The sequence below is a fragment of the Mycobacterium botniense genome, from assembly GCF_010723305.1.
GTDB classification, from domain to species: domain Bacteria; phylum Actinomycetota; class Actinomycetes; order Mycobacteriales; family Mycobacteriaceae; genus Mycobacterium; species Mycobacterium botniense.
In genome coordinates, this window is the sequence record NZ_BLKW01000002.1 from 227,176 (window position 1) to 246,533 (window position 19,358).

The window sequence follows — 19,358 nt, forward strand, 5'->3', positions numbered from 1 at the left end:
AGGCTCACCGACCCGGCGCGACTCACACATCCGACGAGTAGCGGATGCCGCCATCGGGAATACACACCCCGGGCCATACCCGCGCACCACGAAGCAGCTCGCAGCGCGCGCCGATGTCGGCCCCGTCACCGACCACACCGTCGCGGATGAGTGCCCGCGGACCGATGCGGGCACCGAACCCGATGATCGAGCGCTCGATTACGCTGCCGGCCTCGATCCGCACCCCGTCGAAGATGACCGCTCCGTCCAAGCGGACACCGGGGCCGATCTCGGCGCCCCGCCCGACGGCCGTGCCGCCGATCAATACCGCTCCCGGCGATACCGCCGCACCGTCGTGCACCAGGGACTCCCCGCGATGCCCGCGCAGCGCCGGTGAGGGGGCGATACCGCGCACCAGGTCTGCCGATCCGCGCACGAAGTCTTCGGGTGTGCCCATATCACGCCAGTAGGCGGAGTCGACGTAGCCGCAGATGGTGACGCCTTCGGAAAGCAGCGCCGGAAACACCTCACGTTCGAGCGATACCTCCCGGCCGGTGGGTATCCGGTGGATCATCGCGCGCGAGAAGACATAGCAGCCGGCGTTGATCTGGTCGGTTGGCGGATCCTGGGTCTTCTCCAAAAATGCGGTGACCCTGCCGTCCTCGGTGGGCACACAGCCAAATGCCCGCGGGTCGGAAACCCGCACCAGATGCAGGGTGATGTCGGCGTGGTTGCTGCGGTGGTAAGCCACCAGCTGGCCCAGATCCGCCCCGGAGAGCACATCACCGTTGAACACCATCACGGTGTCATGGCGCAGATGGCTGACGACGTTGGCGATCCCGCCGCCGGTCCCCAACGGACGCTCCTCGGTGACATAGTCGATCTGCAGCCCCAGCTTGGATCCGTCCCCGAACTCCGCCTCGAACACCGCGGGCTGGTAGGAGGTGCCCAGCACCACATGCTCGATCCCGGCCGCGGCGATCCGCGACAACAAGTGGGTCAACAGCGGCAGTCCCGCGGTCGGCAGCATCGGTTTGGGCACCGACAGCGTCAGCGGCCGCAGCCGCGTGCCCTTTCCGCCCACCAGGACCACCGCATCCACGTCGGGCTCTGCCACCTCAATGCCGCCCTTCTGCCCGCCGCGCGCGGCGCGCCAACAACCGCGCCCGGGTTGCCAACCCGGCACGCATCGCCCATCGCAGGGGGGCTCGCCACCACCCCGAATGCCGGTCGGCAAGGAATATATACGTGCTTTTATGATGGGCCGCCAAATGGCCGATCGGGTCGCGGCCGGTGGAATGAGCCTGGTGATGCAGCACTTCTGCTGAGGGCACGTAGACGTTCAGCCAACCCGCTTTGTGGAGCCGGTCACCGAGGTCGACATCCTCGAAGTACATGAAGTAGCGCTCGTCGAAGCCGCCGACCTGCTCGAAAGCTGTGCGGCGCACCAGCAGACACGACCCGGATAACCAACCCACCGGGCGTTCGCTGGGCTCCAGGTGCTGTTGACGGTAGCTGGTCGACCACGGATTGTTGCGCCAGACCGGACCGATCACCGCATGCATTCCCCCGCGAATCAGGCTGGGCACGTGCCGTGCTGACGGATACACCGAGCCGTCGGGCTCCCGGATGAGCGGGCCCAGCGTGGCCGCCCGCGGCCAGCGAGCGGCGGCACCGAGCAAAGCGTCGATGCTGCCCGGCCCCCATTGCACATCCGGGTTCGCCACGATAAACCACTCGTCGGCGACTCCCTCTTCAGCAAGCCGGGCCACCGCGCGGTTCACCGCCGTTCCGTACCCGAGGTTGGCGCCGGTGGAAAACAGCCGCACGTTGGGGTAGCGCTCAAGCGCCGCCTGCGGTGCCCCGTCGGTGGAGCCGTTGTCCGCCAGCAGCACACTCACTGGCCGCTCGGTGGCCAGCGACAACGAAGCCAAGAAACGTTCGAGATGCGGGCCCGGAGAGTAGGTCACCGTCACCACCGGCAGGACGTCGCTCACGGCTTGAGGGTAACGGTCAGCGGCTGAGCGCATCGGCAAGTGCGTCGCGCCACGGCCGCAGCGGTGACAATCCGGCCTGCACCGACAGCCGGCTCGACAGCGCCGAGTACCGCGGCCGTGCCGCCGGGCGCGGATAGTCGTCACTGCTGACCGGGCGCACCCGCCGCGGGTCGGCACCGAGTTCCTCGAACACGGCCCGGGCTTGCCCGAACCGGGTCACCGCGCCCTCGTTGGCGGCATGCACGACGGGAGCGTGCACGTATCCGTCGGCGACCTGCAGCAGCGCGACGACCAGGTCGGCGACATAGGTCGGTGAGCCGGTCTGGTCGTCCACGACGTCCACGGTGCTGCCGCCCGCCGCCAGCCGGCGCATGGCGGCGACGAAGTCCTTGCCGGTCCCGCCGGTGTAGACCCAGGCGGTGCGCACCACAGTAGCGTTCGGAAGTGTTGCGAGAACAGCCAGTTCGCCGGAGAGCTTGGTGCGGCCGTACACGCTCAGCGGCCCGGTCTCATCGCCGGGCTCATACGGGCGCGGCGGTGAATCCCCGAACTCACCGCTGAACACGTAGTCCGTGGAGATGTGAATCAGCCGGGCGCCGGCCCGCGCGCACGCCCGCGCGATGTATTCCGGGCCGCGCACGTTGACCGCGTAGGCCCTGGAGGCGTCGCTTTCGGCGCCGTCGACATCGGTGTAGGCCGCGCAATTCACCACCACATCGCCGGGCTGGATGATCTGCTCGGCGGCGGCGCGATCGGTAATATCCCATTGCGCGGAGGTCAGTGCCAGCACGTCACGGCCCTGACCAGTGGCCTCGGCCGCCAGACAACTCCCGACCTGTCCACCGGCCCCAGAGATAACGATCCTGCCGGCGCGGGTCCCAGACACCGCTCCTCCTCACCGCTTCGCTTGGTCACCGGCGCGGTGTCGAGTCTGGCACGCCGGACACGCGCTCCCCACCCCGGGGCTGTTACGCAAGTAATCTGAAGTGATGCCTGCGCAACGTGTGGTCCGTGCGATTGCGACCGCGGCGGCCGTCGCCGTCGTGCTCGGCACCGGGGTGGCGTGGAGCAAGGTCCGCTCGTTCGAAGACGGCATCAACCACATCTTCGCCCCGTCGCTGGGCCGGGGGGGCGACGACGGCGCCATCGACATCCTGCTCGTGGGCGTGGACAGCCGCACCGACGCCCACGGCAACCCGCTGTCGGCCGAGGAACTGGCGACCCTGCGCGCCGGTGACGAGGTGGCCACGAACACCGACACCATCATCTTGATCCGCATACCCAACAACGGAAAGTCGGCTACGGCGATCTCGATTCCGCGCGACTCCTACGTGTTGGCGCCCGGTTTGGGCAAGACCAAGATCAACGGCGTCTACGGCCAGGTCAAAGAAGACAAGCGGGCCAGCCTGGTGCGATCGGGGGTTCCCGAAGTGGAGGCCGAAGCGCAGGGAACCGAAGCCGGCCGCGAGGCCCTGATCAAAACGGTCGCCGACCTCACCGGCGTGACCGTCGACCATTACGCCGAGATCGGGCTACTAGGTTTCGCCCTCATCACCGACGCTTTAGGGGGTGTCGATGTATGCCTGAAAGAACCTGTTTACGAACCACTTTCAGGCGCCGACTTTCCGGCCGGCTGGCAGAAACTCAACGGCCCGCAAGCGTTGAGCTTCGTGCGGCAACGGCATGACCTCCCGCGAGGCGACCTCGACCGGGTGGTACGCCAGCAGGCAGTGATGGCATCCCTGGCCCACCAGATCATCTCCGGCAAGACGCTATCCCACCCGGCCACCGTGGCGCGCCTCCAGCAGGCCATTCAGCGTTCGGTCGTCATCTCCTCGGGCTGGGACATCATGGATTTCGTGCAGCAGCTACAGAAACTGGCCGCCGGCAACATCGCCTTTGCCACCATCCCGGTGCTCGATGAAGCCGGCTGGAGCGACGACGGCATGCACAGCGTGGTCCGGGTGGATCCCCACCAGGTCGCGGAGTGGGTCGCCAGCCTACTGCACCAACAGGATCAGGGTAAAACCGAGCAACTGGCGTATACCCCCGAGAAAACCACCGCCGACGTGCTCAACGACACTGACATCAACGGCCTGGCTGCCGCGGTGTCAGCGGTGTTGGCCGCCAAAGGTTTTACCCAGGGCACTGTCGCCAACAACGAAACCGGGCATGTGACCGCCAGCCAAGTGCGGGCCGCTAAAACCGATGACCTGGGCGCGCAAGCGGTTTCCAAAGACCTCGGCGGCTTACCGGTCGTCGCCGATCCGACGGTGCCACCCGGGTCGGTGCGGGTGGTGCTGGCCAACGACTACACCGGCCCGGGTTCAGGTCTCGAAGGCGGCACGACGGCGTCCACTGCGGCGTCGCAGCAAGCGCCCGACAGCACCGCCCCCCCACCATCGCCGATTATCACCGCCGGCTCGGACCGCCCCGAGTGTGTCAACTGACGTGCGCACACTCAGCGGGGCGATCCTCGACCCGATCCTGCGCACCGATCCGGTGGGGCCGCTGATCACCTACTACGACGATGCCAGCGGCGAACGCATCGAGCTGTCCGCGGCGACGCTGGCCAACTGGGCCGCCAAAACCGGCAATCTGTTGCGCGACGAGTTCGGCGGCGGCCCGGACAGCCGGATCGCGGTGTTGCTGCCGGCCCACTGGCAGACCGCGGCCGTGCTGTTCGGGGTGTGGTGGATCGGCGCGGACGTCGTCCTCGGTGGCCCGCAGGCCGACATCGCCTTGTGCACCGCCGACCAGCTTGCCCGGGCCGAGAGCCTCGTCGGCGCCGACGGTGCGGTGGCGGTGCTTTCGCTGGACCCGCTGGGCCGGGCAGCGCCGGACCTGCCGGTGGGCGTCACCGACTTCGCCACCGCGGTGCGGACGCATGGCGATCAGATCGTTCCCGAACGCCGCCCCGGTCCGGCTCTGGCTGGCCGATCGGTCGACGACATCCTCGCTGACTGCCAAAGATCCGCTGCCGCCAGGGGTGTGACGGCAGCCGATCGGGTGCTCTCGGCGATGCCATGGGCCACTGCACCCGAGCTGATTGACGGTTTGCTCGCGATTTTCGCTGCCGGCGCATCGCTGGTGCAGGTCGCCCACCTGGATCGCTCGGCGTTGCACCGCAAGATCGAGACGGAGAAGATCACCCGCGTCATTGACTAGACCCGCGAACGCTTTATGAGCAATCCTGTTGCCTGACAACGTGAGAACGCTCGACCTCTGGATCCGCGATCCACTGCGGCAGAACAGTCCGTCCTACGGTAACCAACCCGCGCATATCAGACTCGACACCCGCGTCGACACACTCGCCAACCGGGACGATTCGGTCAACCGGAAGCGCGCCCGGCGACGGCCGCGGCGCCTGCTTCCCCCTGCCCACTTGACACAACGAATTACCTACTCAGCGTGTCGAACAACGCTGGTGGTGTTCGGCACCGCCGTTCTCGGGCGTCGTCGGTTCAGGCCGCGGATGCGGTGTGAACGCCGGTGCCGGAAATCGCGGCGCACGGTGGCGACCCGGTGATGATGCCGGCCCAACCGGGCGGCGGTCACGGCCTCACCGCCCGCATATTTTCATGTTGATATAGCAATATTTCTATGTTATCGTGCGGCGCATAACCTGCCAAGCAGGCAGACCGGGAGGAAGGTTGATCGATGCCGGGGCACGGGTTCTTCACCAAGGCAGCCACCACACTGCTCACCGGGCTGGTCGGGGCGACCGCCTACGAGGTACTGCGCAAAGCGGTGGCCAAAGCGCCATTGCACGGGACCGCGGTCACGGCGGCCGAGTGGGGCCTGCGCGGCACCCGCCGCGCCGAAGAAGCCGCCGAATCGGCCCGGCTGAAACTCGCCGACATCATGGCGGAGGCGCGTGAACGTATCGGTGAAGAGGCGCCGACGCCGGCCCTCACCGATATCGAAGACCACGAACACTGAGGTCCTATGAGCACTGATGTTCGCGTGCCCGACAGCTCCGGGCCGGCTGCCGGGTGGCCCGGGGTGCAGATCGTCTCGGATGCGGCCGGGCGGATGCGGGTCGCTGTCTCGTGGGTGCGCGCGAATCCCCGCCGCGCGGTCGCGGTCGAAGAAGCCGTGGGCCAGCAGCACGGGGTCCGTGTGGTACACGCGTACCCCCGTACCGGATCTGTGGTCGTGTGGTATTCGCCCAAGCGCTGTGACCGCTCCGCGGTCCTGGCGGCGATCACGGAGGCCGCGCACATCGCTGACGCGCTGATCCCGGCGCGCGCGCCGCATTCGTCGGAAATCCGCAATGCTGACGTGCTGCGCATGGCCGTCGGCGGTGCCGCGCTGGCGCTCCTGGGCGTGCGCCGCTACGTGTTCGCCCGCCCGCCGCTGCTCGGGGCCACCGGTCGGCTGGCCGCCACCGGTGTCACGATCTTCACCGGGTATCCGTTCCTGCGCGGCGCCTTGCGCTCGATCGGCTCGGGTCGCGCCGGCACCGACGCGCTGGTGTCAGCGGCCACGGTGGCCAGCCTGGTGCTGCGTGAGAACGTGGTCGCGCTGACGGTGCTCTGGCTGCTCAATATCGGTGAGTACCTGCAGGATTTGACATTGCGGCGCACCCGCCGGGCCATCTCCGACCTGCTGCGCGGCAGCCAGGACACGGCGTGGATCCGGCTCACCGACGGCCCCGACGCGGGCCGCGAAATACAAGTGCCGATCGATTCGGTGCAGATCGGCGACGCGGTGGTGGTGCACGACCACGTGGCGATCCCAGTGGACGGCGAGGTCGTCGACGGCGAGGCGGTTGTCGACCAGTCCGCCATCACCGGTGAGACCCTGCCGGTCAGCGTCATCGTCGGATCAACCGTGCATGCCGGTTCGGTGGTGCTGCGCGGCCGCCTGGTGGTGCGTGCCCGCGCGGTGGGCCAGCACACCGCGATCGGCCGCATCATCGCCCGCGTCGAAGAGGCCCAGCATGACCGGGCGCCGATCCAAACTGTCGGCGAGACCTTTTCGCGGCGGTTTGTGCCGACCTCGTTCGTCGTTTCCGCACTCACCTTGGCGATCACCAGGGATGTGCGGCGCGCGATGACGATGCTGCTCATCGCCTGCCCGTGCGCAGTGGGTCTGGCCACCCCGACCGCGATCAGCGCCGCGATCGGCAACGGTGCCCGCCGCGGCATCTTGATCAAAGGGGGGTCACACCTTGAGGAGGCCGGGCGGGTCGACGCCATTGTGTTCGACAAAACCGGAACACTCACCGTCGGGCGCCCGGTGGTGACGAATATCGTCGCCATGCACGAGGATTGGCAGCCCGAGGAAGTCTTGGCGTATGCGGCCAGCTCGGAGATCCACTCACGGCATCCGCTGGCCGAGGCGGTGATCCGCTCGACCGAAGAACGCCACATCACCATCCCGCCGCACGAGGAGTGCGAGGTGCTGGTCGGCCTGGGCATGCGAACCTGGGCCGACGGCCGCACGCTGCTGTTGGGCAGCCCTTCGCTGCTGCAGGCCGAAAACGTTGTGGTGTCGCAAGAAGCGGCAGCATGGGTGAACAAGTTGCGGCGGCAGGCTGAGACCCCGCTGCTGCTCGCCGTGGACGGCACCTTGGTGGGATTGATCAGTCTGCGCGACGAAACGCGCCCCGAGGCAGCGGAGGTGTTAAACAAGCTGCGCGCCAACGGTGTCCGTCGCGTTGTCATGCTCACCGGTGATCATCCCGAAATCGCTGAGGTGGTCGCCCGTGAACTGGGTATCGAGGAGTGGCGCGCTGAAGTGCTGCCCGAGGACAAGCTCGACGCGGTGCGCCAGCTGCAAAACGAGGGCCACGTCGTGGCCATGGTCGGCGACGGCGTCAACGATGCTCCCGCGCTCGCGGCCGCCGATATCGGAATCGCCATGGGGCTGGCGGGAACTGATGTCGCGGTGGAAACAGCCGATGTCGCCCTGGCCAACGACGACCTGCAGCGGCTGCTCGACGTGCGGGATCTGGGTGCCCGCGCGGTCGAGGTTATCCGGGAAAACTACGCGATGTCGATTGCGGTCAACGCTGCGGGGCTGCTTGTCGGCGCCGGTGGCGCGCTGTCACCGGTGCTGGCCGCGATCCTGCACAACGCGTCATCGGTGGCGGTGGTCGCCAATAGCTCCCGGCTGATCCGCTACCGCCTGAACTAAGGGGGCCGAGGGCATGCCGCGCCGGGCGTGGCCGGGCCCGCAGCCCCTCGTCAGCAGGCGCAGTTCTCGCCGCGCCAGGCCCGGACGCCCTGCCACAGCGCGGCAGCGGCGATACCCAGACCGATCGCCGGGTCGAGCCACCACCAGCCCGGCCACCTGGCGGTGACCGCGAGACCGGCCAACACCGCGGCGGCCTGGACGCCGCACAAATAGTTCTGGGTGCCTTCCCCTGCGGTGGCTGCTGAGCTCAGCCGTGCGGCGAGGCGGTGTTTGGCCCGCCCCAGGATCGGCATCAGCACCGCGGCGAGCGCTGTCAGCACAATGCCGATCACCGACGTGTCGGGGTGATGCCCGCCGAGCAGGTCGCGAACCGATTCCGCGGCGATATACGGAGCCGCGAGCCAAAACGACACGGCGACACCGCGTTGCGCACGCGCTTCGGCGATCTCGGAGAGGGTGCGCCAGCCACTAAACCGCCACACCACCATGGCGCTGGCCAGGGCTTCAGGTGCGCTGCCCAACGCCCATCCGGTCAGCGCTATGGACCCGACCGCCAGGCCCTGCCAGCAGCCCACCGCACCCTCGGCGAGCATCGCGGCCAGGCTGATCCAGGCCAGTCCCCGCGCCCAGCGAGCCGCGTGGTGCCAGGGGGTCCCCCGCGGTTCCGGGTGGGCCAGCGCAGACACCGCACAGCAGGTGTCGCGCCCGAGCCCGGCCCGGCTGCTGGGGCGCGAAAAGGTCACCAGGCGATGGTAGGCGATCAGGTCAGGCGCGGACGCCCCGCCGCCGGTGGCTGGGGTGAACCATCGCCGCGCGCAAGCCGACACGGCGTCCCCGGCTCGCCGATAGCGGCTCGTTACCCTGGCTGGTATGGCGCGTACCGATAACGACACCTGGGATCTTGCGACGAGCGTGGGAGCCACTGCCACCATGGTGGCGGCCGGCCGGGCCCGTGCCACCAAAGCCGGACTCATCGACGATCAGTTCGCCGAGCCGCTGGTCCGCGCGGTCGGCATCGATTTCTTCACCCGCTGGGCCGCCGGCGAGCTGGACTCGGCCGAGGTGGACATCCCCGACTTGCCGTGGGGCATGCAACGGATGACCGATCTGCTGGCGGTGCGTACCCGTCACATCGACGCGTTCGTCTCCGATGCTGTTGCCGCGGGCATCCGCCAAACCGTCATCCTGGCCTCCGGTCTGGATGCGCGCGGGTATCGGCTGTCGTGGCCCGCGGGGATGACGCTGTTCGAGGTGGATCAACCGCAGGTCCTCGAGTTCAAGGCCGAGACCCTGGCCGCACTGGGCGCCCAGCCGAAAGGAGATCTGCGGATGGTGCCGAGCGATCTGCGCCACGATTGGCCGGCGGCGCTGCGTGCGGCCGGGTTCGACGCCGGCCGGCCCACCGCGTGGATCGCCGAAGGTCTGCTGGCCTTCCTGCCGCCGTCGGCACAAGATCGTTTGCTGGACCAGATCACCGCGCTCAGTGCCGACGGCAGCCGGCTGATCGCGGAGATCTTCATGAACACCGGAGAAAATCTGCGGGTTCTGGAAGCCGCCAACCGCAAGTGGTACGAGCACGGACTGGACGTCAGACTCGACAACTTGGGCTACCAGGGCGACCGTCACGATGTCGCGGACTATCTGGCGAGCCGGGGCTGGCGCACCTCGCGCACCCTGGCCAGTCAGCTGCTGGCCGCCAGTGGCTTACCGGTGCCGCCCCGAAACGAGGGGTACCGCGAAAACTACTACTGCACCGCGCTCCTGGGTTCACGCTGATGCCCGGCAACAACGGCCCCCGGCCGCTGGAGGGGTTTCGGGTGCTCGATTTCACGCAGAACGTGGCCGGGCCGCTGGCCGGGCAGGTGTTGGCCGATCTGGGTGCCGAGGTCATCAAGGTCGAGGCGCCCGGGGGCGAAGCCGCCCGCCGCCTCATCTCGGTTCTTCCCGGCCGCCCGCCGTTGGCCGCATATTTTCTGCCTAACAATCGGGGCAAGAAATCGGTGACCGTCGACCTCACCTCCGAGCCGGCCAAACAGCAGATACTGCGGCTGGCCGACACCGCGGACGTGGTGCTGGAGGCTTTCCGCCCGGGGGTCATGGAAAGACTCGGCCTGGGTCCGGGTGATTTGCAGTCGCGCAACCCGAAATTGATCTACGCCCGCCTGTCGGCCTACGGCGGTAACGGCCCGAACGGGGACCGGCCCGGGATCGACCTGATGGTCGCCGCCGAGGCCGGCATGACCTCCGGGATGCGCACCCCTGAGGGCAAACCGCAAATCATCCCCTTTCAACTCGTCGACAACGCCAGCGGTCACGTACTGGCCCAGGCGGTGCTGGCGGCGCTGCTCAACCGCGAGCGCCACGGTGTCGCTGACGTCGTGCGGGTCGCGATGTACGACGTCGCCGTCGGGCTGCAGGCCAACCAGCTCATCGTGCACCTGAACCGGTCCGGCGTCGACCAGAAAGCATCAAAACCGAAGGGACGCAAGACAGTTGGCTTCGCCAGCCAGCCCTCGGACGCCTTCCGCACAGCGGACGGGTACGTCGTGATCAGCGCGTACGTGCCCAAGCACTGGGAGCTTTTGTGCCGAACCATCGGCCGGCCCGACCTTCTCGACGACGCCCGGTTCGCCGACCAGCGCTCGCGGGCGGTCAACTACGCGGAGTTGGCCGACGAACTGGAAGCGACGCTGACAACCAGGACCGCCGCCGAGTGGGTTGAGCTGTTGCAGCGCAACGGCATCATGGCGTGCCTGCCCCACACCTGGAAGCAAGTGGTCACGACCCCGCTGTTCGCCGAGAATGACCTCGCCGTGCGGGTCGGCAGCGGTGATGACGCCGTGACACTGATCCGCACACCGGCGCGCTACTCCACGTTCACCGCGACAGCAACAGGGCCGCCGCCGGCGGCGGGCCAACATAATGATGAGTTGCTGGTGGCGCCCGAGAGCGTCTCGCCCGAGCCGTGACCGCACGGGTGCTCCTGGCGGGTGTTTTCTGCGGCAAACCAGCGGCGGCGGCAGTGCCGCCGGTGTAGCCTGCGCCGCTGTGGTGGTGAACCCGAGCGAGAGGATGAGTCTGATATGCGCGACGCGCGGTTGACCGGCGGTCTGCGCACGGCCGGTGTCGCGCTCGGCGCCGTGGTGGGTGTCGGGCTGGTCAGTGCCGGGGTGGCCGGTGCCGCCGACCCGGTCCAGGTGAAGAGCCGACTAGGCAACTGGTGCCTGGACACCCCGAATGGCAGCAGCACCGCGGCGGTGGTCAACCCCTGCGACGGGTCGCGTTCTCAGCTGTGGGTTGTCGGCCCTGCCGGCCAGGCTGGCGGCCAGATCGAAAGTGTGGCTTTCCCGGGCAATTGTCTGAGCATCAGCAACTCAGCCGACAACACCCCGGTGCTCCTGGCCGCCTGCCGGGTCAATGCCACCACCGAGCAGTGGAACTTCCAGCCCGACGGCCAGATCACCAGTGCCCTGGGTCCCTGCCTGAACGTCTTCGGCGGTGTCGCGCAGCCCGGGACCGCGGTGATCGCCTACCACTGCATTCCCGGCGTAGCCGACGAACAGTGGGAAAGCGTGGCCGGCTGACACCGCGCACAGCTGCGGTGCCGCACGCCCGGGTGCGCCGCGAATCAGCGCAGCAGCGCGCGTGACATCACCACCCGCTGAATCTGGTTGGTGCCCTCATAGATCTGGGTGATCTTGGCGTCACGCATCATCCGCTCGACCGGGAAGTCGCGGGTGTAGCCGTATCCCCCGAACAGCTGCACGGCATCGGTGGTGACCTGCATTGCGACATCGGAGGCAAAACACTTCGACGCCGCGGAGATAAAACCCAGGCCCGTCTCGCCGCGCTCGGCGCGGGCCGCGGCGGTATAGACCATCAGCCGCGCTGCCTCCAGTTTCATCGCCATATCGGCAAGCATGAACTGCACACCCTGAAAGTCGCTGACCGGCCGGCCGAACTGGCGGCGCTCCTTGGTATAGGCGATCGCGGCGTCGAGCGCCCCCTGGGCGATGCCGACAGCCTGCGCGCCGATCGTGGGCCGGGTGTGATCCAGCGTCGCCAAGGCTGTCTTGAAACCGGTGCCGGGTTCGCCGATGATCCGGTCGCCGGGGATGCGGCAGTCGTCGAAGTAGAGCTCGGTGGTGGGCGACCCTTTGATGCCGAGCTTGCGTTCCTTGGGCCCGACCGTAAAACCGTCGTCGTCTTTGTGCACCATAAACGCCGATATTCCGTTGGCTTCCAGGTCGGGATCGGTCACCGCCATCACCGTGTACCAGGTCGACACCCCGCCGTTGGTGATCCAGCATTTCGACCCGTTGAGCACCCAGGAGTCCCCGTCAGCCCGGGCACGAGTGCGCATCGCCACCGCGTCGCTGCCCGAACCCCGCTCAGAAAGCGCGTAGGACGCCAGCGCCTCCCCGGAGGCAACCGTGGGCAGCACCTGCTGCTTCAACTCCTCTGACCCGCTCAGCAACAGGCCCATGGTGCCCAGCTTGTTCACGGCCGGGATCAGCGAAGCGGACGCGTCCACACGCGCCACTTCCTCGATGACGATGCAGGTAGCCACGGCGTCGGCGCCCTGACCCCCGTACTCTTCGGGGATGTGCACCGCCGAGAACCCGGCGCCGTTCAGCGCCGAGAGCGCCTCCTCGGGGAAACGGGATTGCTCGTCCACCTCGGCGGCATAGGGTGCGATCTCTTTTTCCGCCAGCGCACGTACCGCCGCCCGCAGCGCGTGATGCTCCTCGCGCAGCGCGAACAGGTCGAACGCCGGGTTTCCCGCCCACTTCGCCACCTCGGCCTCCTCGCTTCGTCGTGTGTGCCCGGCTTCTCGGGCCGCTAACCGCCGGTGACCTTACCGCGCAGCGCCTGGTCTTTGGCCCGCACCGTCTCGACCAGCTGCTCCTGGAAGGCCACGACCCGGCTGCGCAGCTGCGGGTTCGCTGACCCCAGTATGCGCACGGCCAGCAGACCGGCGTTGCGGGCGCCGCCGATGGACACCGTGGCCACCGGCACCCCGGCGGGCATCTGAACGATGGACAGCAACGAGTCAAGACCATCGAGATGTGCCAGCGGCACCGGCACCCCGATCACCGGCAACGGGGTGGCGGAGGCGACCATTCCGGGCAGGTGGGCCGCGCCCCCGGCGCCGGCGATGATGACCTCGATACCACGCTCGGCGGCACCGTGCGCGTAGTCGAGCATCAGCATCGGCGTCCGATGGGCCGACACCACCCGAACCTCGTAGGGGATGTCGAACTCGGCCAGCGCGTCGGCGGCGGCGGCCATCACCGACCAGTCGCTGTCGCTGCCCATGATCACCGCAACCCGGGGCTTTCGGCTCATCGCTGCCGCTCCGATCCGTCTCTCCATTGCGCGTGTGCTAACCAGTGTGCGGCCAGCTCGGCACGTTCACGCAGGTTCGCCGCGTCGGATCCGAGCAGGTTGACGTGCCCGATCTTGCGGCCCGGGCGTTCCTGCTTGCCGTACCAGTGCACCCGGACGTCGGGCATCCGCGCAAACAGGTGGTGTAGCCGCTCGTCGACGGTCATCGCCGGCTGGTGCTCGGCGCCGAGCACGTTGGCCATGACGGTCACCGGTGCGATGGCGTCGGTGGCGCCCAGCGGATAGTCCAGCACCGCCCGCAAATGCTGCTCGAACTGGCTGGTGCGGGCGCCGTCCATGGTCCAGTGCCCGGAGTTGTGCGGGCGCATCGCCAGTTCGTTGACCAGCAGCGCACCGGCGTCGGTTTCGAACAGCTCGACGGCCAGCACCCCCACGACACCGATCTCGGCCGCCAGTCGCAGCGCCAGCCGCTGGGCGTCACCGGCACGTTCGTCGGACAGCTCGGGGGCGGGTGCGATGACCTGCACGCAGATACCGTCGCGCTGCACCGTCTGCACCACCGGCCACGCCGCGCCCTGACCGAACGGTGAGCGCGCCACCAGCGCCGCGAGTTCTCGGCGCAACGCGACCCGCTCTTCGACCAGCACTGCGACCCCCGCGGCCAGCAACTCACCCGCGGCCGCGCGCGCCTGCGCCGGGTTATCGGCCACCCGCACCCCGCGACCGTCATACCCGCCGCGGACCGCCTTGACCACGACCGGGCCGCCTAGTCGGCGGGCGAAGGTTTCCGCATCGTCGGCGCTGTTCACACCGGCATAGCGCGGCACCGGGGCCCCCAGCGACGCCAGCCGCCGGCGCATCACCAGTTTGTCCTGGGCGTGCAGCAGCGCCTGCGGTGACGGCGCCACGTTGACACCCTCGCTGGCCAGCTTGTCCAGCAGCTCGGGCGGGACATGCTCATGGTCGAAGGTCAGCACCTCCGCCCCGGCGGCGACGCGGCGCAGAGCCTGCAAGTCGGTGTGCGAGCCGATCACCACGTCCGGGGTCACCTGCGCGGCCGGATCGTCAGCGGTAAGCGCCAGCACCCGCAGTGTCTGCCCGAGGGCTATGGCGGCCTGATGGGTCATCCGGGCGAGCTGACCGCCCCCGATCATGGCGACCACCGGCCCGCCGCTACGACTGCTCGGCACGGCACTTATGGTGTCATGGCGGCTGAGCGGGGTATTTATCGGCAGTCACACCGTTGCGGCGCACCGCTGAACGCCAGTCCGTACACTGCCAAACTGTGTCCTTTGCCGATGCCACTGTTGCGCTGCTTCCACGGCACGTTCGGCCCTATCTGGAACGCCATCACGAACTGATCAAGTTCGCCATCGTCGGCGCGACCACATTCGTCATCGACTCGGCGATTTTCTACACCCTCAAACTCACCATCTTGGAGCCCAAGCCGGTCACCGCCAAGGTCATCTCCGGCATTGTCGCTGTCATCGCGTCCTACATCCTCAACAGGGAGTGGAGTTTTCGTGACCGCGGCGGACGTGAGCGCCACCACGAAGCGCTGCTGTTTTTCGCGTTCAGCGGCGTGGGTGTGCTGCTGTCCATGGCGCCGCTGTGGATCTCCAGCTACGTCCTGCAGTTGCGGGTGCCGACCGTGTCGCTGACCGTGGAGAACATCGCCGACTTCATCTCGGCCTACATCATCGGCAACCTGCTGCAAATGGCGTTCCGCTTCTGGGCTTTCCGGCGCTGGGTATTCCCCGACGAGTTCGGCCGCAACCCGGAAAAAGCGCTCGAATCGGCACTGACCGCCGGCGGATTCGCGGAAGTCTTCGAGGACAACCTGGAAAACGGCGGCAACGTCACCCTGCTGCGCGCGTGGCGTTCGCGGCGTAACCGGTTCGCTCAGCTGGGCGAATCCTCCGATCCGAGAGTGTCGAAAACTTCGTGATAGAGCAGCGTGTGCACCTGCCGCACCCGTGGAATATCGGAGAACTCCAAGGGATCTTGGGCTGCCGTTTCGATGGTCAACGTGCCGGTGCGCAACAACCGGTCCACGATCCCGTGCCGGAACTCCACGTGCTCGATGCGGGCCAGCGGGATGTCGATACCGCTGCGGGTCAGCACTCCCTGCCGAAACATCACCCGCCGGTCGGTCACAACGAAATGCGTGGTCAGCCAGTTCAGGAAGGGCCCCAGCGTCAGCCAGCCGACCACCACCAGCCAGATCGCGCCGATGACCCCGCAGATCACATGCTTGGCAGCCGGATCCCAGGTGGTGGCGGTCACCACCGCCGCGGCGAAGGACGCCAGCCCGCTCGTCAGGATGAAGATCACCACCGCCGGGATCAGGCGCTTCCAGTGCGGGTGCCGGTGCACAACCAGCTGCTCGTCGTCGGCGAGCACGCTGTCGGGGTACCGCACGATCATCCGGGTCCCCCGGCATCCAGCGGGCGCACCCCGGCGACATCTCCCGCCGATATCGTCACGGTCTGCGCCCCGGTGTCGATCTGTAACCGTCCCATGTCGTCGAGGGCCTGGGCAATGCCGGCGACGTGCCGGTCGCCCGGCAGCGTGGCCCGAATCCGGCGGCCCAGGGTCACGCTGTGACACCGGTAGTCGGTGATCAGCGCCTGATTCACGCCCCCGGCCGCCCGCCAGGCGCCGATGCGAGCAGCCAGTTCGCGAAGGATGCAGCGTGCCAGCATGGTCCGATCAGTGACCGGTGATCCCAGCATGGCCAGCGACGTCGCCGCCGAATCGGGTGCTTCGTGGGCGGTCAACGTCACGTTCAGCCCCAGCCCCACCACGATCACCGGTGCGGGAGCGGCGACCTCGGCCAGTATGCCGGCCAGCTTGCCGTCACCGACCATCACATCATTGGGCCACTTCAGGCCGGCCCGCAGGTTCGCCGCACCGGCCAGCGCGTCGACCACCGCCAGACCCGCCGCCAGCGGCAACCAGCCCCACCGCGATTTCGGCACCGCGGACGCGTCGACGCCGACCGACAACGCGATCTGCGCACGCGGCGGCGCCGACCAGCGCCGGCCGTGGCGCCCGCGGCCGGCGTTTTGGTATTCGGCGAGCAGCACCGACCCGTCGATATCCGCACCGGAGGCGCACCGCGCAAGCAAATCGGCGTTCGTGGACCCCGTTTCGTCGACAACATCGAGCCGGCGCCACGACAGCCCCGGCCCGACCAGACCGTCGCATAACGCCGAGGCATCCAGTGGCGGCCTGAACTGAGCACACACCATCGCCGCCCAGCTTAGGGAGCAGCGCATCCGCGGGGCTAAGCTCGGGGGCCATGACAAGCGTTACCGATCATCACGCCGAACCGGCCGCCGAGCACACGATCGACATCCACACCACGGCCGGCAAGCTGGCCGAGTTGCGCAAGCGGGCCGCCGAGACACTGCACCCGGTCGGGGAGGCCGCGGTCGAGAAGGTGCACGCCAAGGGCAAACTGACCGCCCGCGAACGCATCTACGCGTTGCTGGACGAGGGCTCGTTCGTGGAACTCGATGCACTGGCCCGCCACCGCAGCACCAACTTCGGGCTCGACCGGAAGCGTCCGCTCGGCGACGGCGTGGTGACCGGCTACGGCACCATCGACGGGCGCGATGTGTGCATCTTCTCCCAGGACGCCACGGTGTTCGGCGGCAGCCTCGGCGAGGTGTACGGCGAAAAGATCGTCAAGGTGCAGCAGCTGGCGATCAAGACCGGGCGCCCGCTCATCGGCATCAACGACGGCGCGGGCGCGCGCATCCAGGAGGGTGTGGTCTCGCTGGGCCTCTACAGCCGCATCTTCCACAACAACATCCTGGCCTCCGGGGTGATCCCGCAGATCTCGCTGATCATGGGCGCCGCCGCGGGCGGGCATGTGTACTCGCCCGCGTTGACCGATTTCGTGATCATGGTCGACCAGACCAGCCAGATGTTCATCACCGGCCCCGATGTCATCAAGACCGTCACCGGCGAGGACGTCACGATGGAGGAGCTGGGCGGGGCGCACACCCATATGGCGAAATCCGGCACGGCCCACTACGTCGCATCCGGTGAACAGGACGCCTTCGAGTGGGTGCGTGACCTGCTGAGCTACCTTCCGCCCAACAACTACGCCGACCCGCCGCGCTACCCGGCGGCCGTGGCCGAGGGCCCCATTGAAGACAACCTCACCGCCGAGGACCTCGAGCTGGACACGCTGATCCCCGATTCGCCCAACCAGCCCTACGACATGCACGAGGTGATCACCCGCCTGCTCGACGACGACGAGTTTTTCGAAATCCAGGCCGGTTACGCGCAGAACATCGTGGTGGGCTTCGGTCGGATCGAAGGCCGCAGTGTGGGCATCGTCGCCAACCAGCCCACGCATTTCGCCGGCTGCCTGGACATCAACGCCTCGGAGAAGGCGGCCCGCTTCATCCGGACCTGTGACTGCTTCAATGTCCCGATCGTGATGCTGGTCGACGTGCCCGGCTTCCTGCCGGGCACCGACCAGGAGTACAACGGCATCATCCGCCGAGGCGCCAAGCTGCTCTACGCCTACGGCGAAGCCACCGTCGCCAAGATCACCGTGATCACCCGAAAGGCCTACGGCGGGGCCTACTGTGTGATGGGCTCCAAGGACATGGGCGCCGATGTCTGTGTGGCGTGGCCGACCGCGCAGATCGCGGTGATGGGCGCCTCAGGGGCGGTCGGATTCGTGTACCGCCAGCAACTCGCCGAGGCCGCCGCGAAGGGTGAGGACGTCGACGCGCTGCGGCTCAAGCTTCAACAAGAGTACGAGGACACCCTGGTCAACCCCTACATCGCCGCGGAGCGGGGATATGTCGACGCGGTGATCCCGCCGTCACATACCCGCGGCTATGTCGCCACCGCGCTGCGGCTGCTGGAGCGCAAGATCGCGCAGCTACCGCCGAAAAAACATGGGAACATTCCGCTATGACGAACGATCCGGCCACCACAGACGGTCACGAACCGCACATCAAGATCGTCAAGGGTGATCCGACTGACGAGGAGCTGGCCGCCCTGATCGCGGTGCTCGGCAGCGCGGGCGGCGGCCCGGCCCAACAACGCCCCGCCGAGCGCAATATGTGGGGGCATCCGGTTGACAAACTGCGCTATCCCATCTTCAGCTGGCAGCGAGTCACCCTGCTGGAACGGATCCATATGCAGCGATGACCGCCGGGACAGCGGCGCGATGACCCGGGTGGTGCTGGGATCGGCCTCTCCAGGCCGGCTCAAAATGCTCCGCCAGGCAGGGATCGACCCGCTGGTCATGGTTTCCGGCGTCGATGAACAGGCGGTGGCTGCCAGTCTCGGACACGACGTGTCACCCGGCCACATAGTCTGCGCCTTGGCCCGGGCCAAGGCTGAGCGGGTCGCTGCTGATGTCGACAGCGCAGTTGGCGCGGATTGCGTTGTCGTCGGCTGCGATTCGATGCTCTACATCGACGGCCGGTTGTGCGGCAAACCGCAATCGGTCGCCGACGCGCGGGCACAATGGCAGTCGATATCCGGCCGCGCCGGCCAGCTCTACACCGGCCATTGCGTTATCCGCTTGCTGGACAAGAAGATCACGTTTATCGGTAGTGAAAAATCAGTTACCACAGTGTATTTCGGAATACCCTCACCTGGCGATCTCGAAGCGTATCTTGCCAGCGGGGAGCCGCTGCAGGTCGCCGGCGGTTTTACGCTGGACGGGCTGGGCGGCTGGTTCATCGACGGCGTCGACGGCGATCCGTCGGCCGTGGTGGGGATCGGGCTGCCGGTGACGCGTTCCCTGCTGCAGCGCGCCGGCTTGTCGATCGCTGCGCTCTGGGCGGCCAACCCCGTCGGCTGAATCGCGATTGTCGCGCGCTGCTGACGATCTCGGCGTCTGGCCCCGAA

20 protein-coding genes are annotated in these 19,358 nt (G+C 67.8%); 11 read left to right on the top strand and 9 right to left on the bottom strand.

Going from position 1 to position 19,358, the window contains the following annotated elements:
* Positions 1 to 22: 22 nt before the first annotated feature.
* Genes manB through rfbD form a run of 3 tightly spaced genes read right to left on the bottom strand, consistent with a single transcriptional unit; the run spans position 23 to position 2,862 of the window.
* Complete coding sequence (manB, locus tag G6N08_RS01320) at positions 23 to 1,096, bottom strand: mannose-1-phosphate guanylyltransferase (protein WP_163753534.1); 1,074 nt, start codon at positions 1,094 to 1,096, stop codon at positions 23 to 25.
* A gap of 1 nt (position 1,097) precedes the next feature.
* Complete coding sequence (locus G6N08_RS01325) at positions 1,098 to 1,958, bottom strand: glycosyltransferase family 2 protein (RefSeq protein WP_163756511.1); 861 nt, start codon at positions 1,956 to 1,958, stop codon at positions 1,098 to 1,100.
* 34 nt (positions 1,959 to 1,992) lie between these two features.
* A complete protein-coding gene (gene rfbD / locus G6N08_RS01330) occupies positions 1,993 to 2,862 on the bottom strand; it encodes a dTDP-4-dehydrorhamnose reductase (RefSeq protein ID WP_163753536.1) in 870 nt (289 codons plus the stop codon).
* Positions 2,863 to 2,962: 100 nt separating this feature from the next.
* Between rfbD and G6N08_RS01335 the strand changes: the two genes are divergently transcribed.
* The 4 genes from G6N08_RS01335 (at position 2,963) to ctpC (ending at position 8,120) form a co-directional block, all read left to right on the top strand.
* On the top strand, positions 2,963 to 4,426 hold the full coding sequence (locus G6N08_RS01335; RefSeq protein WP_163753538.1) for an LCP family protein: 1,464 nt from the start codon (positions 2,963 to 2,965) through the stop codon (positions 4,424 to 4,426).
* 1 nt (position 4,427) lies between these two features.
* On the top strand, positions 4,428 to 5,144 hold the full coding sequence (locus G6N08_RS01340) for a TIGR03089 family protein (protein ID WP_218033325.1): 717 nt from the start codon (positions 4,428 to 4,430) through the stop codon (positions 5,142 to 5,144).
* A gap of 492 nt (positions 5,145 to 5,636) precedes the next feature.
* On the top strand, positions 5,637 to 5,918 hold the full coding sequence (locus G6N08_RS01345; protein ID WP_163753540.1) for a DUF1490 family protein: 282 nt from the start codon (positions 5,637 to 5,639) through the stop codon (positions 5,916 to 5,918).
* A 6-nt stretch (positions 5,919 to 5,924) separates the two neighbouring features.
* Positions 5,925 to 8,120: a manganese-exporting P-type ATPase CtpC gene (gene ctpC / locus G6N08_RS01350; RefSeq protein ID WP_163753542.1), complete on the top strand. Its 2,196-nt coding sequence runs from the start codon at positions 5,925 to 5,927 to the stop codon at positions 8,118 to 8,120.
* A gap of 50 nt (positions 8,121 to 8,170) precedes the next feature.
* Here the strand turns inward: ctpC and G6N08_RS01355 are convergent, their stop codons facing one another.
* Positions 8,171 to 8,806, bottom strand: a complete 636-nt coding sequence (locus tag G6N08_RS01355) for a cation efflux transmembrane domain-containing protein (RefSeq protein WP_246216667.1) — start codon at positions 8,804 to 8,806, stop codon at positions 8,171 to 8,173.
* A 184-nt stretch (positions 8,807 to 8,990) separates the two neighbouring features.
* On the opposite strand from G6N08_RS01355, the gene G6N08_RS01360 reads away from it, so the two are divergent.
* The 3 genes from G6N08_RS01360 (at position 8,991) to G6N08_RS01370 (ending at position 11,704) form a co-directional block, all read left to right on the top strand.
* Positions 8,991 to 9,896: a class I SAM-dependent methyltransferase gene (locus G6N08_RS01360; protein WP_163753545.1), complete on the top strand. Its 906-nt coding sequence runs from the start codon at positions 8,991 to 8,993 to the stop codon at positions 9,894 to 9,896.
* Complete coding sequence (locus tag G6N08_RS01365; RefSeq protein ID WP_163753547.1) at positions 9,896 to 11,089, top strand: CaiB/BaiF CoA transferase family protein; 1,194 nt, start codon at positions 9,896 to 9,898, stop codon at positions 11,087 to 11,089. Before G6N08_RS01360 ends, G6N08_RS01365 begins: the two co-directional genes overlap by 1 nt.
* 114 nt (positions 11,090 to 11,203) lie before the next feature.
* Positions 11,204 to 11,704, top strand: a complete 501-nt coding sequence (locus tag G6N08_RS01370; RefSeq protein ID WP_163753549.1) for an Rv1419 family lectin — start codon at positions 11,204 to 11,206, stop codon at positions 11,702 to 11,704.
* 44 nt (positions 11,705 to 11,748) lie between these two features.
* Here G6N08_RS01370 and G6N08_RS01375 read toward each other — a convergent pair whose 3' ends face one another.
* From G6N08_RS01375 to G6N08_RS01385, 3 genes are read right to left on the bottom strand one after another with little or no spacing between them, the layout of a single operon-like run.
* Entirely contained in the window at positions 11,749 to 12,918 is a 1,170-nt protein-coding gene (locus G6N08_RS01375) for an acyl-CoA dehydrogenase (RefSeq protein ID WP_163753551.1), read from the bottom strand.
* Between the two features lie 44 nt (positions 12,919 to 12,962).
* The gene (gene purE / locus G6N08_RS01380) at positions 12,963 to 13,469 is read right to left on the bottom strand and encodes a 5-(carboxyamino)imidazole ribonucleotide mutase (RefSeq protein WP_163753553.1); all 507 of its coding nucleotides are present in this window, start codon (positions 13,467 to 13,469) and stop codon (positions 12,963 to 12,965) included.
* Positions 13,466 to 14,668: a 5-(carboxyamino)imidazole ribonucleotide synthase gene (locus G6N08_RS01385; RefSeq protein ID WP_281352723.1), complete on the bottom strand. Its 1,203-nt coding sequence runs from the start codon at positions 14,666 to 14,668 to the stop codon at positions 13,466 to 13,468. The genes purE and G6N08_RS01385 overlap by 4 nt, the downstream gene beginning before the upstream one ends.
* A gap of 86 nt (positions 14,669 to 14,754) precedes the next feature.
* Here G6N08_RS01385 and G6N08_RS01390 point away from each other — a divergent pair, with 86 nt between their 5' ends.
* On the top strand, positions 14,755 to 15,417 hold the full coding sequence (locus tag G6N08_RS01390; protein WP_163753555.1) for a GtrA family protein: 663 nt from the start codon (positions 14,755 to 14,757) through the stop codon (positions 15,415 to 15,417).
* On the opposite strand, the gene G6N08_RS01395 is transcribed toward G6N08_RS01390, so the two are convergent.
* Both G6N08_RS01395 and G6N08_RS01400 read right to left on the bottom strand, forming a co-directional pair.
* Complete coding sequence (locus tag G6N08_RS01395; RefSeq protein WP_163753557.1) at positions 15,372 to 15,890, bottom strand: PH domain-containing protein; 519 nt, start codon at positions 15,888 to 15,890, stop codon at positions 15,372 to 15,374. The two genes, G6N08_RS01390 and G6N08_RS01395, sit on opposite strands and share 46 nt — an antisense overlap.
* 2 nt (positions 15,891 to 15,892) lie before the next feature.
* Entirely contained in the window at positions 15,893 to 16,723 is an 831-nt protein-coding gene (locus tag G6N08_RS01400) for a biotin--[acetyl-CoA-carboxylase] ligase (protein WP_163753558.1), read from the bottom strand.
* A 50-nt stretch (positions 16,724 to 16,773) separates the two neighbouring features.
* On the opposite strand from G6N08_RS01400, the gene G6N08_RS01405 reads away from it, so the two are divergent.
* The 3 genes from G6N08_RS01405 to G6N08_RS01415 are packed head-to-tail and all read left to right on the top strand — an operon-like array spanning position 16,774 to position 19,311.
* On the top strand, positions 16,774 to 18,414 hold the full coding sequence (locus G6N08_RS01405; protein WP_163753560.1) for an acyl-CoA carboxylase subunit beta: 1,641 nt from the start codon (positions 16,774 to 16,776) through the stop codon (positions 18,412 to 18,414).
* Entirely contained in the window at positions 18,411 to 18,650 is a 240-nt protein-coding gene (locus tag G6N08_RS01410; RefSeq protein WP_163753562.1) for an acyl-CoA carboxylase subunit epsilon, read from the top strand. The genes G6N08_RS01405 and G6N08_RS01410 overlap by 4 nt, the downstream gene beginning before the upstream one ends.
* 19 nt (positions 18,651 to 18,669) lie before the next feature.
* Entirely contained in the window at positions 18,670 to 19,311 is a 642-nt protein-coding gene (locus G6N08_RS01415; RefSeq protein WP_163753563.1) for a Maf family protein, read from the top strand.
* Positions 19,312 to 19,358: the final 47 nt, after the last annotated feature.